Below are 15,577 nucleotides of genomic sequence, written 5' to 3' on the forward strand. Positions count from 1 at the left end.
ATAGGCGAGGATCTGCTCATAAGGGAGCATCTACCTATCCCCGAAAGGATGTATGAAGATGAAACACGAGATTCTCACGCTCTTTCGTGAATCCGGACTTGACGCTTACGCCGACAAATTCGAGCCGTTGATCCGCCCATCTTACCGAATATTCACACAGAAAGTCCCGGACGAGCATGCACTCCCCTCTGGCGCTTCCAAAATCGGTGGCATGCCGGATCTACCGGCCGGGGAGAGTTGGCCGTACTGGAGGTCCTATCCGCTCTCCTTTATCGCCCAAATCAATCTCGCCGAGCTGCCGCCGCTGGCTGACCCGATCTTGCCCAAGCAGGGCCTGCTGCTGTTTTTCTACGCCGCATCCGCCATGTATGGAGTCAAAGGTTTTTACGATACCCATCAAACGGCAAAGGTTCTTTACGTACCTGATACTGCCGGTATCGAATTGATTCGTACAGCGCCGCCCGAAGAGCTGGAGGATTGCGATCCCGAAGCCGTCTTCTCCCCCGCCTCCGTATCGTTTTTAACAGAATGGACGATTCCTCCCGGAGAGTCGGCAGACATCGCCGGGCTTGGCATGAGCTGGAGCACTAACCGGGAGGATTATGATCTGTATTGGGATGTTTTTGGCAGACGCTTCGACGAGAAATTTCAGCATCCCGATGATATGAAAAACCGTCTGCTGGGCTGCCCCGACGCGATGCAGGGAGACATGCAGGTCCACTGCGTTCGCCTGCTTGAGGGTGCAGACCGGAAAAGCGAGGAGGATTTGCTGGCCCGCGCTTCGCAGTGGCGTCTTTTGTTCCAGGTGGATTCGGAAGACGACAAAACCGGCATGATGTGGGAAGACGTGGGCCGACTCTACTTCTGGATTGAGCAGGACGCACTGGAGCGGCTTGATTTTTCTCGCGTGGTTTGCGACGTGCAGGGCGGTTGAATTTGCAGCATGTTTATGTTTTAATCCGGTTTTGTTTCCTCCAAGAACGCTTTGCGATTCTCCAAAAACCTTCTCGTCAACTGGTAATGTTCCGTCTCTTCGTAGCGAACTTCCGCCAGCGGCGATTCGTCAAAGCTTAGAATCGTCGCTCCGGGAAAGCCCATCAGGATCGGCGAATGTGTCGCGATGAGAAATTGCGCCCCCTCTTTCACCAAATCCATCATGAGGTACAGAAAGGCTAGCTGCCGCATCGGGGACAATGCCGCCTCCGGCTCGTCCAAAAGGTAAATGCCCTTTCCGTTGAAACGGTTTGCAAACAGCGAAAGAAACGACTCCCCGTGCGACTGCTCGTGCAGGGAACGGCCGCCGTACGCACGGTAACCGTTTGGCTCGATGCGCTCTGCCTCGTCGATATGGCTGGCAAACTGATAAAAGCTCTCCGCCCTGAGGAAAAATCCGTCCGTCATTTTCGGCATCCAGGAAAGGCGGATATAATCACCCAATGCCGCTTCCGCCCGATCGACGTGGTAGGAGTTGGCCCGCGAGCCTCCGGCCGTATGAAACCCGCATTGATACGCAATCGCTTCCAGCAAAGTGGATTTTCCTGAGCCGTTCTCCCCTGCCAAAAACGTGACACTGCTTGTCAGATCGATGCGCTCCAGCTCCCGGTAGGCAGGCAGTGAAAACGGATAGCCTGTCTTTGTCAAAAAGCGTTCTCTCAGCAAGTAGATGGTTCGCAGATAGATCATTTTCTCGCCCCCTCTCACCATTTTCCCTGAACTGGCCGATATTTCCAATAGGGAGGGTTTTTCGTGAACAAGGTTCAATTTCTCCAGGAAAAAAGTTCATACCATATTACATATCCAGATCGGACCGACCTTTCCTTCTATCGCTGGTTCACTGAAAACCATCCAGACCTGGCTGTAGGGTGGTACCACCTGGGAATGGAACGGGAGCGCCTGGGAAACGAGGACCAGGCTCTGGAGGCGTATCGGCGCGGGCTGCACCTGCCTGCCGATGATTTCTCGGAGCAGCTCCGGGATGCGTATCATGACTTGCTGCGGAAACGTCGAAGGACCATGTGGAAGCGAACAACGCGCCTTTTGCTCGCCTCCCTGCTTTTTTTATTCGGACAGTTTGTCTATTCGCCAAGTCCGCTCACCGAGCCGAAGGAGAGCGCCTCCCCGGAAAGTGTTGTGCCTGCTCACCTGCAGCGGCCCCATGTCGAAGTGATTGCGGTCCCGGGAAATGTGAGCCGCTCGCAATTGCGGAGTCAAGTCGAAGCCTATGCGGCCGCAAGACGTCCCTCCTTGAAGCAGCCGTACACCGTGCTGGCTGTTCCTGAGGTGGCTGGAGCACCGCTGTTTACTCCGCTTCTGTTTTATCGGCCTGCTGAGGTGCGCGGCCTGTTGCGTTACGACCCTGTCAGCCGGACGGTACTGCAGGACGTCTGGTTCGATCAGGCTTGCGATTGTCTGGACAAGCCTGCCGTGCAAAATGCCCGGTCGGCCTTGGCAGAGGAACAGCGGGCACTGGAGCAGGTGCTGATATTGCGGAATGCGCTGTACCGTACGTATCAGCAAAAAGGCTACCTGCCTGAATCACTGGACTGTCTCGCCGGTTCGTACCCGGCCAACTCGCTGCCGGAGGTGCCTGTCCCGACTCCCGCGAGCGGTCTGACAGCCTGGCCGTACTATCCTGCTCTTTTTCGCCCGGAATCGGCCTGGGAAAGCATGCAGAACGTCCTTCCCTTGCAGGGCTACCCCGAGCCTTTCATCCCGCTTCAGCCCTTGCAGATTCAGGTTCATCAGGCTGGGCACACGATGACGCTTGCCAGCGGCCCGCACGTCGTCAGACGATATCCGATCGGCATCGGAAAAAACGGCAGCACGCCGGAGGGGTATTTTACGATTCAAAAAAAGATAAACCGCCCCGAGGGTCATGACCATATATACGGTTCACGCGGCCTCGTATTTCAGTCGGACGGCTATGCGATTCACGGCACCAATCAGCCTGACAGCATCGGAAAATCTATGTCGCTGGGCTGTATCCGCCTGCACAATCCGGATGTCGAGGAGCTGTACACATTCGCCGCGACAGGAACTGAGGTCATCATCTCCGACCGTACTCCGACCGTATCGCAATGGGCTAATCCGGGCCCTTACGTCCTGGCGGCAGGGCCGGAGGAAGAGACACGCGGGGTCACCTATCATTGGCTTCATTGAGTAGGACGGGGCTTGCATGGGAATGTTACGCTGCAAATATTGGGAGGAAAAGCGAAAGCCGTTTCCAAAAGCAGCGATTTCAAGAAGTGTTTCAGAGGTTGGACGCTGAGAAAAGTATAAGAGCCAACCGATTCCTTTCCACACAAAAAGACGCGCTCCCGTTGTGAGAGCGCGTACTTCATTTATAAGGATATTGCTTTTGTTGTTTATAAAGCTGCAACCAGTACTTATTCTTCCACGTTGCTAAGGGTTTCCTCCGGCTCGGTCTCTGGATGCCATTGATCCAGCACTTTGCCCTGCAGAACCTTGCCGGTGATGAATTCTACCTGCTGCTCGTTGAATTCATCCTTCCACTCGATCCCCAGCTCTTCCGCCAACCGAACGACTGTCAATAGCTCCGACCAAGCGACATAGCGTTTATACCAGAAGAACTGCGGTTGCTCATTCATATATGGGTACAGGTCGTCAAAATCGGTGTGTTTACAGTCGAGAGCACGTTCAAAGTTCACTTTGGCACCACGTAGCTTTTCCCGGAAAAATACTTGTAAATTCTCCTGTGTGAAGTCTTTCATGGACAGTCCCTCCTGTCTCCCGATTTACATGTATTGTACCACGTGTGCCATGACGTGAAAATAGTTGTACGAGCGTCAATTGTTTGGAAGTGTCTGCATTCTAGCCGTTGAAACCGTCAGAACCCGGCTGCTGGCCCTGGTCGGGAGGAGGCGGCAGCTCGATTCCCTGGGGCGGAGACTGCGAGTCCCCCTCCCCAGACGGTACAATGTCTGGCGGCGCCACAGGCGGCTGGCCATCCGGCTGTCCGTTGTTTCCGTTGCCGTTGTTTCCGCCATTACCGTTGCCTTGGCCGTTACCTCCGTTGCCATTGCCCTGTCCAGGCCACTCGCCGTTATCCATGCCTCCGTCAATCGGAATGTCACCGTCCTGCATCTGGCCATCATCATGATGCTCGCCTTCCCGCAAAAGGTTTTCCAGTTGGCTCATGTTTATTTCGGCGACGTTGGACGGCCTTTTCTCTTCGCCGTCCGCATCGCGCGGAACTACGATATATTTGTACATCGTCGGACCGTTCAGCGTATCTACATAGGACATTTCACGCAATCCCGATGCGACCTTCTCCCGGTTTTCCGGGTTGTCTGTGAACCGGTAAACATCATACGTGTAATCCGGGCTTCCGCCGATCCAACTGAGCACGACCTTCAGCTTATCTTCATCCAGCGTCATGTCGGCAGCGAGCTGCACAGGCAGGACTTCTTCTTTTTCTTCCTCCTGCTGCCTCTGGATACCGGCCGGAGGCTCAAAGCCGCGGGACTTGACGCCTTTCAGGCCTTCTCCCAGCACCATGGAGAACATTTTCGCGGTCAGACTGCTTCCTTGCCGCATCAAGTGCTGTTTGTCTTCAGGATCGAAGCCCATCCAGACGGCCCCTACGTACTCTGGCGTATAGCCGACGAACCATGCATCTTTGTTTACGCCGCTGTCTCCAGCGATGGACTGCGTCGTACCTGTCTTCCCGGCTACAGGGCGACCGGAGATTTTTGCCGCGCGTCCTGTACCTTCCTGGACGGCACGCTCCAGCATCGTGTGAACCTCCCATGCCGCTTCCGGCTTCAGTACCCGGTTTTCTTTCGCTTCAAAGACGTGTTCCACACCTGACCGCTTGTTTTCCAGCTTCTCGATGATATGCGCTTCGGCCATCACCCCGCCGTTGGCGAAGGTGGTGTACGCCTGGGCCATTTTCAGCGGGGAGGTACCTTTGCTCAATCCTCCGAGGGCGATGGCCAGGTTGCGGTCATCCGGCGACAGCTCAATGCCAAACTTCTCGATGTAGTTCATCCCCGTCTTCACGCCGATCTCGTTGAGCAGCCAGACGGCCGGGACGTTGTCGGAATTGATCAGCGCCCTCATCATGCTGATGGATTCGCTGTACTTTCCGTTGTAGTTGCGCGGCTCATAGCCGTTGAAGCTCTGGCGCTTGTTGGACAGCATAGAGTGCGCGTTCCATTTGTGGATGTCCGTATCGATTGCAGGCGCATAGACGGCAAGCGGCTTGAACGACGAACCTGGCTGACGGGCCATGTCTGTCGCGTAGTTAAAGCCCTTGGCCGTGTAATTGCGGCCGCCCATCAATGCGGCGATGCCTCCGTTCTTGGCGTCGACGACGACCATTGCAGACTCCACAGCACGCTTCGGTCCCGGTTTGGGGAAGTTCTTCTCGTTTGCGTACGCCTTGACCATCGCGTCCTGTATATTGGGCTCCAATGTCGTATAGACGGACCAGCCGCCGCGGTAAAGCTCTTCTTCTGTGACATTATAGCGGGCTTCTGCTTCCCGGAAGACGTAGTCGATAAATGCCCGATTTACGTTTTTTGAGCTATTTTCCGTTGTATTTTTATGCTCTTTTGGGAGTGGTTCCGCTTGCGCTTTTTCTTTTTGCTCATTCGTGATGTGCCCATCTTCGTACATTAATCGCAGAATGGTATCCCGTCTTTCCTTTGCCTTTTCCGGATTGGCAAATGGAGAATACGTAGACGGAGCTTTCGGTATGGCTGCGAGCATTGCTGCTTCTGAAATTGTTAGATCAGAAGGCTTTTTATCAAAGTATAATTTAGCTGCATCTCCTACACCGTACACGCCCTCTCCAAAGTAAATCTGATTCAAATACATCTCCAGAATCTGGTCTTTGGAGTAGTTGCGTTCCAGTGCAATAGCTATGCTTACTTCTTTCGTTTTTCTCCAAAATGTTTTTTCAAGAGAAAGGAACACTCTTCGAGCCAATTGCTGAGTAATCGTACTTCCTCCCTCAGCCAATGATCCTTTTTGAATATCATTGATAATGGCCCCGCCAATCCTAATCATGTCGATCCCTTTGTGTTCATAGAACCGTTTGTCTTCCACGGATAACAAAGCATCTATCAGCATTGGTGAAATTTGGCTAAAAGGAACGTAGTCACTATTTTTTTGTCTTACCAGGCTCATCATTTCTTTACCGTTTTTGTCATAAATAATGGACGGTTCAGCTTTCAGATCTTCGAGTTTCGTTGTATCGATCATTTTTTCCCCTGCATACAGCAGGGAGAAGTAGCCTCCAATAACGCTCAGAAACAAAAAAATGACAAAGGAAACGGCAAACAATAGCATCTTATTTTTCTTTTTAACCCGTTGTCTAGCCTTTGCTGCCATAATTGACCTCCTAGTTCTTTCTCTCCCACCTTTTTAGACGGATAGGAACAAAAAAAGTTTCCTGTCTACATTAGTCAGTATTTTTTTACTTCATGACTATGCAACAAAAAAATTTTTTAGGTAATAAATTCCTTGTTTAGCCAAGGGGAAGAAAAGTTTTACCTTGCAACTTGATTTTCTCAAATCAGATAGCAAGACTCGAATAGTTTAATCATAGTTCAATCATATTAAAATAGCTTATTGTATAGTAATTCCGTTTTCAACATATAGAAATAAACTCTAATGACTAGATTTGGCTAAGAAGCATGAATGTGAATGGAAGGTTGGGCTTGTGATCACCCAGGAAGAAAAGGCGGGTCTGGCACATGCAAAATAAAGCTTCTTGAATGTTTCAGGTTCGGGAACGACTGTTAAATGAATTGGTGGAGAAGAAAACTATAGATCATGTACTACTTTATTGAATAGTTGAAAGTTGTACAAAAAGCACTGCAATCCTATATGATTCGGTTCGTTTCAATATCAAAGAGGCAGCCCTATGTCTGTTTAGACACAAGGGACTGCCTCCTTTTTTGCAATGTACAAAAAGAGTTTAATCAGCCTCGTATGATTCTCGTTATTTGAGCAGCTTTTCCGCCTCTGCCACCACGTTCTCGACAGTAAAGCCGTACTCTTTCATGATGCGCTCGCCCGGAGCGGACGCCCCGAACATATTGATGCCGAGCACTTTGCCGCCGTCGCCGACATAGCGCTCCCAGCCGAGCGGAGAGCCCATCTCGACAGCCAAGCGCGCTTTGACAGCAGGCGGGATGACTGCGTCGCGATACTCCTGCGGCTGGCGCTCGAACAGCTCCCAGCTCGGCATGGAAACGACGCGAGCCTGAATGCCGCGCTCTGCCAGTGCTTCGCGGGCTTGCATGACCAGAGACACCTCGGAACCGGTCGCGATCAAGACCAGCTGCGGCTGGCCGTTTGGCGCATCGGCCAACACGTAGGCTCCCTTGCTTACGCCTTCTGCCGCTTTTTCGAGCGTTTCAGCCATGACCGGCAGATTTTGACGGGTCAGGACCAGTACGACCGGCTCGTCAGTGCGGGATACGGCGTATTTCCATGCCTCGTTCGTCTCGACAGCATCAGCCGGACGCAGTACAGTCAGGTCAGGAATCGCGCGCAGGGACGCCAATTGCTCGATTGGCTCGTGAGTCGGGCCGTCTTCGCCAACCGCGATGGAATCATGCGTAAAGACGTAGATGACTGGTTGTTTCATCAGTGCGGACAGGCGGATAGCAGGTCGCAGGTAGTCGGAGAAGACGAAGAACGTCGCACCGTATACCTTCAGGCCGCCGTGCAGGGCCATCCCGTTCAAAGCAGCACCCATCGCAAACTCGCGGACTCCAAACCAGATATTCCGGCCTTCGTAGGTACCCGGCAGGAAGTTGCCTGCTTCTTTGATCAGTGTATTGTTGGAAGACGCCAGGTCAGCCGATCCGCCGAACAGGAATGGAACGGTTTTCGCCAGGGCGTTGATCGCGCTACCGGATGCCGCGCGGGTAGCAAGCTTCGCACCAGCCTCGTAAACAGGCATTTGGCTGTCCCAGCCAGCCGGCAGTTTGCCCTCCACAGCCGTCCGGAATTGCTCGGCCAGTTCAGGATATGCTTTGGCATACTCGGCAAAACGGTCGCGCCAAGCCGCTTCTGCCTGCTCTCCCGCCTCTGCCAGCTTGCTGTAGAAATCGGCTACCTGATCCGGTACGTGGAATTCATTTTCATATTTCCAATCGTACTGCTGCTTGGTCAATGCCGCCTCTTCCTTGCCGAGCGGAGCGCCGTGCGATTTGCTGGAGCCGCTCTTGTTCGGGCTTCCGTACCCGATGACGGTTTTTACCTCGATCAGCGTCGGACGATCCAAATCCTGCTTCGCCTCTGCGATTGCCGCTTCGATCGCGGCCAGATCGTTTCCGTCCTCGACGCGCAGGTATTGCCAGCCGTACGCCTGATAGCGCTGCGCCACGCTTTCCGAGAAAGAAAGGGAGAGCTCTCCGTCCAGAGAAATATCATTGGAATCGTACAGAACGATCATTTTGCCCAATTTAAGGTGGGCTGCCAAAGAAGATGCCTCGCTGGACACGCCTTCCATCAGGTCGCCGTCGCCGCAGATCGCGTACGTGTAGTGGTTGACGATGTCGAAGCCTTCGCGGTTGTAGACAGCCGCCATATGCTTTTCGGCCATCGCCATGCCGACAGCCATCGCGATCCCTTGTCCCAGTGGACCCGTGGTCGCATCCACCCCAGGCGTATGCCCGAATTCAGGGTGCCCAGGCGTTTTGCTTCCCCATTGACGGAAGTTGTGCAGGTCTTCCAGAGAAACATCGTATTTCATCAGGTGCAACATCGCGTATAATAGCATAGAGCCATGTCCGGCCGAAAGCACGAAGCGATCGCGGTCAACCCACTGCGGGTTGCGCGGATTCACCTTCATAAAACGGCTATACAAAACATGAGCCATCGGCGCTGAACCCATTGGCATGCCCGGGTGACCGGAATTGGCCTTTTCGATCGCGTCGATCGCCAACGTTCGGATGGTGTTGATTGCCAGTTGATCAACAGACGTGTGCTGAGTCATCAAGTGGAGCCTCCCTGCGTTTTTATGTGAGATTTTCGGGGTGATCCAAGCGTCCGGCACAAGCCGGCAGATCGCCTGAAATACCTTCTTCCCTTGCCAAAAACAACTCATCAAATTATATCACAGTTCAAGGAGACAATCATGCCTGGGGCTGAAAAAAGGAGGGCATTTTCATGCATATGGGATACTTGACTATCGGGATCATTCTCGGCCTTGCCGGAGTAGGCATGCTGCTGTACGCCATGGTCACCTCGCCTGCTCTGCGCCGAAGGGACAAGTACCTGAAGCAAAAAGCGGCGGAAACGCATCAACCTACCCATGATTCCAGGGAATAAAGAAAGGAAGACTGGCATGAAAAAAGAACGCTACACACTGCCTGCAGCAGTCCATCTGTTTCTGCTCCGTGGTGACGAAATCCTGCTGCTGCGCCGCTACAACACGGGCTACGAGGATGGCAACTACAGCGTCCCTGCCGGTCATCTCGACGGCGGCGAAGAAGTGAAGTCTGCCGCCATTCGCGAAGCGAGGGAGGAGACAGGCATCGAGATTGCCCCGGAGGATTTGCGCGTCGTCGGCGTCATGCACCGCAAGTCGCTGGACGAGAGGATCGACTTTTTTCTCGCTGCAGAAAAATGGACAGGCTCCATCGTCAATGCTGAGCCGGACAAATGCGACGAGCTGCGCTGGGCCCATACAGGCGAGCTGCCGGACAACGTCATCCCGTATGTTCGACAGGCTATCGCCAACTTTCAGAACAATCAGTGGTTTGACAGCTTTGGCTGGAATTGAAAAAAGACGCGGATTACCGCGCCTCTTGAGCATCCGCTGGCAGCCAGATGTGAAAGGAAAGAATCCCTTCCTGAAGCTCTGCCCGGATGCTTCCTCCGTGCAATTCCACGATGCTTTTGACAATCGCCAGCCCCAATCCCGTTCCTCCCGTTTTCCGCGAGCGGGATTTTTCGACCCGATAAAAACGCTCGAACATGCGTCTGAGATCCTCATTGGACAGATCGTCTGCCTTGTTGGCGACCGTCAGTCTTACTCCTTCTCCCTCTCTCATAAGAGAGATGTCGATATTGCCAGGCTTGTGCCCGTATTTGATCGCGTTGCTGAACAGATTTTCCAGCACGCGGACAAATTTTTCCGGATCGACGCTCACGTAGATGCGATCCGCCGGCAGCTTCTTGCAAAATGTCAGCTGCTGCTCCTCCGCTAAAGGCACGTACTCTTCGACTAGCTGCTCCAGCATCCCCGTCAGGCTGACATGCTGCCGATGTAGCTGGACACCCTGCCCGCTCAGTGTGGCGTATTCAAACAAGTCCTCCACGAGCCGCTTCAAATGCTCTGCTTTTTCATACGCGATCCGGGTGTATTCGCTGCGCTCCTGCTCGCTTCCGGCGTTGTCCCGAAGCAGCCGCAAATACCCGATGACCGATGTGAGCGGAGTCCGCAAATCGTGGGAGACATTCGTGATCAGCTCGGCTTTTGTCCGCTCAGCCCGCCGCTCCCGCTCGATATTCTCCTGCAATTCTTCTGTCATGCGATTGATGTTCCGCGCAAGCGAACCCAATTCGTCCTCACCCCGTACGTTTACCCGATGATCGAGCTTGCCTTGCGAGATGACCAGCAAGCTCGCGGCCAGCTCTTCGATGTATCCGGTCTTTCGCTTTGTAAAGCGGTAAAACAGATAAAAAAAGACCAAAACGAATGAGAACGGCACAAAGCCGTTAAATTCGACCTGATATTGAATCGTGGCCTCCGGAATTCCCCGGGCGATCACATACCCTTTCTGTCCGTTCAGCTCAACCGGGTAAAATGCCGTAAACTCCTGGCGCTCCCCCTGCCAATTTTGGCCGCTGCGAAGCTCCATCGCTTTGCTGATCACCGAGTAGAGATCAACCTGGCTTTCTGTCGCTCTCGACGATTTCATCAGCACTTTGCCGTCAAGATCGACCAGCAGCATTTGCACGCCGCGAAGCTCCTGCGCGCGATTCATCAGCTCCTGGAGGTACTGGTTGTCTTCAACCTCCCCTTCCTGGATTCGTCTCGCCAGATCCCGTGTCTCCCAGTCCATGGACTCCATGCTGTAGCTGTAATCAACGTAAGGCCTGCGGTACATATCCTCTGTCAGCAAATTGACAACAGAGGACGCCAGAACAGCTGCCAATATGCAAAAGGAAAAGGTCAGGATCAACTGGAAGCGAAGACTCCGCTCGCAGTATTCCACCAGGAAAAAGAACCCCGTTTTCGTCCACCTGTACGCCGTCTTGATCCAGCGAATCGGCGACAGCCACCTAAAAAGCGTTCTCAATTTTGTATCCAACTCCCCAAACGGTCTTGATGTACCTCGGCTTGCGCGTATCCTCCTCGATCTTCTCGCGGAGCTTCCTGATGTGCACCATCACCGTGTTGTCTGACTGGCCAAAGGACTCTTTCCATACCCGTTCGTAAATATGCTCCGTGCTGAAGACGACTCCCGGGTGACGGGCGAGGAGCTCCAGGATGGCAAATTCGGTCGGCGTCAGCTTGACATCCCGGCCGCTGACCTTGACCCCGCGGGTAGCCGTATTGATCAGCAGATCGCCGATCTCCAGCTCGTCCTCCCGCAGTGCGCTCACTTGATTCAGCTTCAGGTAACGGCGCAGCTGGGACTTGACCCGAGCGATCAGCTCCAGCGGATTGAAAGGCTTTGTCATGTAGTCGTCGGCGCCGGTGCTGAGCCCGTATATCTTGTCCATATCCTGGGACTTGGCCGAAAGCATGATAATCGGCAGATGCTGCTGTTCGCGGATTTTGAGGCACGCCTGGATTCCGTCCATGCGGGGCATCATCACGTCGAGGATGAGAAGCTGAACCTCTTCCCGCCTCAGCATCTCCAGCGCTTCCACACCATCCGCCGCCTTCAGCACGCGGTAGCCTTCGTTTTGCAAGTAAATCGCGATCAGATTGCGGATTTCTTCCTCATCATCCACGACCAGAATCGTTATCTCTTCCACAATCTCTTCCTCCTGTTACTGTTCCTTTTGCCCCCAAAACACGCGTGTCCCTTTGCGCTGGCGGATTACCACGTACAGCCCCGCGAACAGCGCAAGCACACATAAAGTAATCCACCCGTAGGTTTGGACACCTTCTGTGATCGATTCCAGATGAGTGCCGAACAGGCGGCCGGCCATGAAGTAATTGAGCGTCCAGACAAAGCCAGTAGGCAGCGAGTACAGTGCATAGCGGCGCAGCGACATCCGTTGAATCCCGACCAGATAAGGGACGACGTGGCGAATGACGGGGAAAAAATAGCTGAGGCATATCGCGCCATTCCCGTAGCGCTCAAGCAGCCCCTCCGCCTTTTTCAGGTACTTTTCTCCGTTCAGCTTTCGCGCGAGCCACCGCAGAATCGGCGCTCCCACCCGGTACCCGAGAAAATATCCGAGCGACAGTCCCGAGACGACTCCGAGATAGACCGCGATGAACGCCGGAACCGGCTGGAGCCAGCCCTGAGCCGTAATCGCTCCGGCTGTCATCACGATCATTTCGTCGGGAATCGGCATTCCCACGATCCCCAGCCACAGGGAGAGAAACAGCGCGGGATACCCGTACTGGGCAACCATGCTGGTAATCATATCCGTTTCCATGACTTATCCCCCCCTCTTTTGGCATACATAAACGAAGGCACATGGAAAGTTAAACGGCACAAACCGGATTGCCACTCTTCCGAAGCGTTTCTCCAGCTGCTTTTTCATTTGCAAGGAGTATTGAAACTGCACAAAGACGCCTCCCGGCTTCAGCGCAGCCTCCACCTGATCCAGTATCTCATCGCGAAGCCCTTGAGGAAAGTTGGCAAAGGGTAGGCCGCTGATCACCGCGTCCAACTGCCCCATGCCGTGCTCCTCCATCGCTTGTATCAGCTTCCTGGCGTCATCGCTGAAAAGCAGATCGGGGTAGCGGCGGACAAGCCTCTCCCGCATGGTATCATCTTGCTCCAGAATGAGCGCCTGGCAATCCTTTCTCTTTGCCTTTCGAATCGCGTCTGTAAAAACACCTGTTCCTGCTCCCAGCTCCGCTACAGCGGCAGCACGTTCCCAGTCCACAGGTGACAATATCCGTTCCGTTAGCTGGCGAGAGCTTGGGACAATGCTGCCCACAGTCTGCGGAGAAGAAAGGAAGCGGGCGGCAAAGACCAGCTTGTCGGTAATCGGCGCAAGCATCGGCTCCAGACACCCTACTCTTTCATACGTGTTTTTCATCTTTCCGTCACTCCTCTCACTGCCCTAATCCTACCCGGAATTCCTTAGCAAAAAGAGAGGAAAAAACTTAAGATTTTCTGAAGATATGTTCAGCAAGCAAAAAAGAGGACTCGGCTCTTCCATACCGATTCCTCTTTCTCGCAACAAACGCTCCTATGATCCGAAAGTGAATGGCCGTTTTCCTGCAGGCAGGGCAAAAAAAGCGGCGGTTGCAGGCAGCAAGGGCTATATCCGTTTTTTGTAGTGCTGCTTTAGCGCTCCAAGAGCCTCGAACATTTCTTCCTTCTCGATCATGCCAAGCTGGTACAGCTCGCGAATCTCATCTTCGAGCAAGATCAGATCACCTTCCGGATCTCCGGTATAGATGAAGAGGCTAAACCGCCGCAAAAAAGACTGCAGGTCAAATCCTTCACGTCCGTTCAACGCGATCCCTCCAGATCGGATTCCATCTGCGACAATACGGAATCGTAGTCGAATTCGACAGCAAATCCCGTAATCACGATAATGTTCGCTTGCGGATAAGCACGTTGCCAGCTTTCCTGTTCATCCGGCTTCAACCCTACGATGTAGAGCGAGTCGTGGGCGGATCGGCCGTCCGCTTCCCACTGCTGCAAAAACTGGCGGCACTCCTCTTGCTCGTAGGCGGCATTCAGGACGATGACATATCGGTCGATCTGCTGCGAATCCTTCTCCTCCTTCAGCAAGCGAAACGTCTTGGCGTTGGGGACCATTGCCCGAACCTCGCTGAAGCGGTCGAGAATTTCATCCAGCCAGTCATCCTCTTGCCAGGCCAGGTATACCATCATGGCGGTAGACATCATTCAACACTCCTACGTCGATTGCTCTTCCTATGACGATTTCATGTCATTTCAACAGTATACCATGTCTTGGCCCACTCGTCCCTTGGGCTTGCTTGACTTCATCCGACCGTTCACGTAAGGTGGAAACAGCATCACATTTTTTGCCGGAAAGAGGTAAGTGTTTGTGAAAAAGAAGTACCTCCCCTTACTGTTTCTGATCGCCTTCCTCACCATGCTGGGGTTCGGCATCATCATACCCATTTTGCCGTACTTTGCCGAAAACATTGGCGCTTCTTCCCTGCAAATCGGAATCTTGTTCGCCAGCTACAACGTCATGCAGTTGCTGTTTGCTCCCATCTGGGGGGCGCTTTCGGACCGCATCGGACGAAAGCCTCTGATCTCGTTTGGCCTGTTTGGCTTTTCCATCACGTTTATCCTGTTCGGGATAGCGGATACCTATACAGAAATGCTTGCATACCGGATTCTTGGAGGCATCGTCTCGGCTGCCGCATTGCCGACCGTAACTGCGATGGTGGCCGATGTCTTTCCCTCCGATGAACGCGCCAAAGGCATGGGGGTGATTGGCGCCGGAATCGGACTGAGCTTTGTATTCGGTCCGGCGATCGGCGGATTCCTCAGTCCGTATGGTTTCTCCGTTCCGTTTTTTGCTTCGGGCGGTGTGGCTTTTTTGACGTTCCTTATCATCTTATTCGCGCTGCCGGAAAGCTTGCCAAAGGAAAAGCGGACAGGGCAAACACGCGAAAAAAAGGGAAATGTCTTCTCCGTCCTGTTCGGTCCCCTGTCGCTGATGTACGGCATCATGTTTGTCGTCTCCTTTGCCTTTTCCGGCCTGGAGACCACCTTTGCCCTCTACATCAATCACCTGTACGGATTTACATCGAAGGACCTCGGGTACATGTTTCTCGTCATGGGGATCATCTCCGCGTTTGTCCAGGGCGGACTGATCGGGAGACTGGTGAAGCGGCTGGGCGAGCCGCTCGTCCTGACGATCGGGCTTGCCTTGTACGGCATCGGTTTCTTCACGATTCCGCTCGCCGCCAGCTTCTGGACACTGGCTTTGACACTGTCGCTGTTCGGAGCCGGACAAGGCATGATTCGGGCGACCGGAACTGCCATGATTACACAGCGCACCTCACAGGGCCAGGGCGTAACGAGCGGCGCGATCAGCTCGATGGACAGTCTCGGCCGCATCCTCGGTCCGCTCGCCGGCGGCGCCGTCTACGGATGGTTTGCCAGCGGGCCGTTCATCATCGGAGGGGTGCTGATGGTCATCATGCTGGTGTTGTTCCGAACAAGGTATCACCGGTTGCCGGAGCGGGCAGAAGCGTGATCAGGCTGAATTTCATTAGTTACAAAACAATAAAAAGCAAAGCCGTCCTTTTCGGGAATGTGCTTTGCTTTTTATTGTTTGTGAGCATAATTGAAGAGGATGTAAGTCAAGCGAATACCACACATGCATTCCCCCTCTCCAAATCTCTCTTACAGCACGTATGGCAAAAGGTTGCAAAAGGTACGGAACCAAATGGATTCCGTACCTG

15 protein-coding genes are annotated in these 15,577 nt (G+C 53.6%); 5 read left to right on the forward strand and 10 right to left on the reverse strand.

Annotation, left to right across the window (positions count from 1 at the left end):
- Window positions 1–58: 58 nt before the first annotated feature.
- On the forward strand, window positions 59–934 hold the full coding sequence (locus tag NST37_RS18470) for a YwqG family protein (RefSeq protein WP_031933143.1): 876 nt from the start codon (window positions 59–61) through the stop codon (window positions 932–934).
- Between the two features lie 20 nt (window positions 935–954).
- Here the strand turns inward: NST37_RS18470 and NST37_RS18475 are convergent, their stop codons facing one another.
- Window positions 955–1,683, reverse strand: coding sequence for an AAA family ATPase (locus tag NST37_RS18475; RefSeq protein ID WP_003389078.1), 729 nt, complete (start codon window positions 1,681–1,683; stop codon window positions 955–957).
- A gap of 63 nt (window positions 1,684–1,746) precedes the next feature.
- Between NST37_RS18475 and NST37_RS18480 the strand changes: the two genes are divergently transcribed.
- The gene (locus NST37_RS18480) at window positions 1,747–3,159 is read left to right on the forward strand and encodes a L,D-transpeptidase family protein (protein WP_339185640.1); all 1,413 of its coding nucleotides are present in this window, start codon (window positions 1,747–1,749) and stop codon (window positions 3,157–3,159) included.
- Between the two features lie 227 nt (window positions 3,160–3,386).
- Here NST37_RS18480 and NST37_RS18485 read toward each other — a convergent pair whose 3' ends face one another.
- The 3 genes from NST37_RS18485 to tkt form a co-directional block, all read right to left on the reverse strand.
- Window positions 3,387–3,731 (reverse strand): hypothetical protein, encoded by a 345-nt coding sequence (locus tag NST37_RS18485; RefSeq protein WP_003389074.1) that lies wholly within the window; start codon window positions 3,729–3,731, stop codon window positions 3,387–3,389.
- A 100-nt stretch (window positions 3,732–3,831) separates the two neighbouring features.
- Window positions 3,832–6,357: a PBP1A family penicillin-binding protein gene (locus NST37_RS18490; RefSeq protein ID WP_339185641.1), complete on the reverse strand. Its 2,526-nt coding sequence runs from the start codon at window positions 6,355–6,357 to the stop codon at window positions 3,832–3,834.
- Window positions 6,358–6,970: 613 nt separating this feature from the next.
- Entirely contained in the window at window positions 6,971–8,977 is a 2,007-nt protein-coding gene (tkt, locus tag NST37_RS18495) for a transketolase (protein ID WP_339185642.1), read from the reverse strand.
- 173 nt (window positions 8,978–9,150) lie between these two features.
- On the opposite strand from tkt, the gene NST37_RS18500 reads away from it, so the two are divergent.
- Both NST37_RS18500 and NST37_RS18505 read left to right on the forward strand, forming a co-directional pair.
- Window positions 9,151–9,312, forward strand: coding sequence for a hypothetical protein (locus NST37_RS18500; protein WP_003389071.1), 162 nt, complete (start codon window positions 9,151–9,153; stop codon window positions 9,310–9,312).
- 16 nt (window positions 9,313–9,328) lie between these two features.
- Entirely contained in the window at window positions 9,329–9,766 is a 438-nt protein-coding gene (locus NST37_RS18505; RefSeq protein ID WP_003389070.1) for an NUDIX domain-containing protein, read from the forward strand.
- A 13-nt stretch (window positions 9,767–9,779) separates the two neighbouring features.
- Here NST37_RS18505 and NST37_RS18510 read toward each other — a convergent pair whose 3' ends face one another.
- The 6 genes from NST37_RS18510 to NST37_RS18535 all read right to left on the reverse strand — a co-directional run bounded on the left by NST37_RS18510 (window position 9,780) and on the right by NST37_RS18535 (window position 14,039).
- Window positions 9,780–11,288, reverse strand: a complete 1,509-nt coding sequence (locus tag NST37_RS18510; RefSeq protein WP_003389069.1) for a HAMP domain-containing sensor histidine kinase — start codon at window positions 11,286–11,288, stop codon at window positions 9,780–9,782.
- Window positions 11,272–11,973 (reverse strand): response regulator transcription factor, encoded by a 702-nt coding sequence (locus tag NST37_RS18515; protein WP_003389068.1) that lies wholly within the window; start codon window positions 11,971–11,973, stop codon window positions 11,272–11,274. Before NST37_RS18515 ends, NST37_RS18510 begins: the two co-directional genes overlap by 17 nt.
- 15 nt (window positions 11,974–11,988) lie before the next feature.
- Window positions 11,989–12,606 carry a DedA family protein gene (locus NST37_RS18520; RefSeq protein ID WP_003389067.1) on the reverse strand — a complete coding sequence of 206 codons (618 nt, stop codon included), beginning with the start codon at window positions 12,604–12,606 and terminating at the stop codon, window positions 11,989–11,991.
- A 3-nt stretch (window positions 12,607–12,609) separates the two neighbouring features.
- The gene (locus tag NST37_RS18525; protein WP_339185643.1) at window positions 12,610–13,218 is read right to left on the reverse strand and encodes a phospholipid methyltransferase; all 609 of its coding nucleotides are present in this window, start codon (window positions 13,216–13,218) and stop codon (window positions 12,610–12,612) included.
- A gap of 225 nt (window positions 13,219–13,443) precedes the next feature.
- A complete protein-coding gene (locus NST37_RS18530; RefSeq protein ID WP_024983872.1) occupies window positions 13,444–13,647 on the reverse strand; it encodes a YqgQ family protein in 204 nt (67 codons plus the stop codon).
- Window positions 13,638–14,039 carry a hypothetical protein gene (locus NST37_RS18535; protein ID WP_311068141.1) on the reverse strand — a complete coding sequence of 134 codons (402 nt, stop codon included), beginning with the start codon at window positions 14,037–14,039 and terminating at the stop codon, window positions 13,638–13,640. Before NST37_RS18535 ends, NST37_RS18530 begins: the two co-directional genes overlap by 10 nt.
- 163 nt (window positions 14,040–14,202) lie before the next feature.
- Here NST37_RS18535 and NST37_RS18540 point away from each other — a divergent pair, with 163 nt between their 5' ends.
- Window positions 14,203–15,369, forward strand: a complete 1,167-nt coding sequence (locus tag NST37_RS18540; RefSeq protein ID WP_003389061.1) for a tetracycline resistance MFS efflux pump — start codon at window positions 14,203–14,205, stop codon at window positions 15,367–15,369.
- Window positions 15,370–15,577 lie beyond the last annotated feature (208 nt).

This window comes from Brevibacillus sp. FSL K6-6036 (genome assembly GCF_037964015.1).
GTDB lineage: Bacteria > Bacillota > Bacilli > Brevibacillales > Brevibacillaceae > Brevibacillus > Brevibacillus borstelensis.

What these genes read in the sequence shown, in the direction of transcription:
- NST37_RS18470 (WP_031933143.1), top strand. Translation starts at nt 59, where the DNA reads ATGAAACACGAGATTCTCACGCTCTTTCGTGAATCCGGACTTGACGCT.
- NST37_RS18475 (WP_003389078.1), bottom strand. Translation starts at nt 1,683, where the DNA reads ATGATCTATCTGCGAACCATCTACTTGCTGAGAGAACGCTTTTTGACA.
- NST37_RS18485 (WP_003389074.1), bottom strand. Translation starts at nt 3,731, where the DNA reads ATGAAAGACTTCACACAGGAGAATTTACAAGTATTTTTCCGGGAAAAG.
- NST37_RS18490 (WP_339185641.1), bottom strand. Translation starts at nt 6,357, where the DNA reads ATGGCAGCAAAGGCTAGACAACGGGTTAAAAAGAAAAATAAGATGCTA.
- tkt (WP_339185642.1), bottom strand. Translation starts at nt 8,977, where the DNA reads ATGACTCAGCACACGTCTGTTGATCAACTGGCAATCAACACCATCCGA.
- NST37_RS18500 (WP_003389071.1), top strand. Translation starts at nt 9,151, where the DNA reads ATGCATATGGGATACTTGACTATCGGGATCATTCTCGGCCTTGCCGGA.
- NST37_RS18505 (WP_003389070.1), top strand. Translation starts at nt 9,329, where the DNA reads ATGAAAAAAGAACGCTACACACTGCCTGCAGCAGTCCATCTGTTTCTG.
- NST37_RS18520 (WP_003389067.1), bottom strand. Translation starts at nt 12,606, where the DNA reads ATGGAAACGGATATGATTACCAGCATGGTTGCCCAGTACGGGTATCCC.
- NST37_RS18525 (WP_339185643.1), bottom strand. Translation starts at nt 13,218, where the DNA reads ATGAAAAACACGTATGAAAGAGTAGGGTGTCTGGAGCCGATGCTTGCG.
- NST37_RS18535 (WP_311068141.1), bottom strand. Translation starts at nt 14,039, where the DNA reads ATGATGTCTACCGCCATGATGGTATACCTGGCCTGGCAAGAGGATGAC.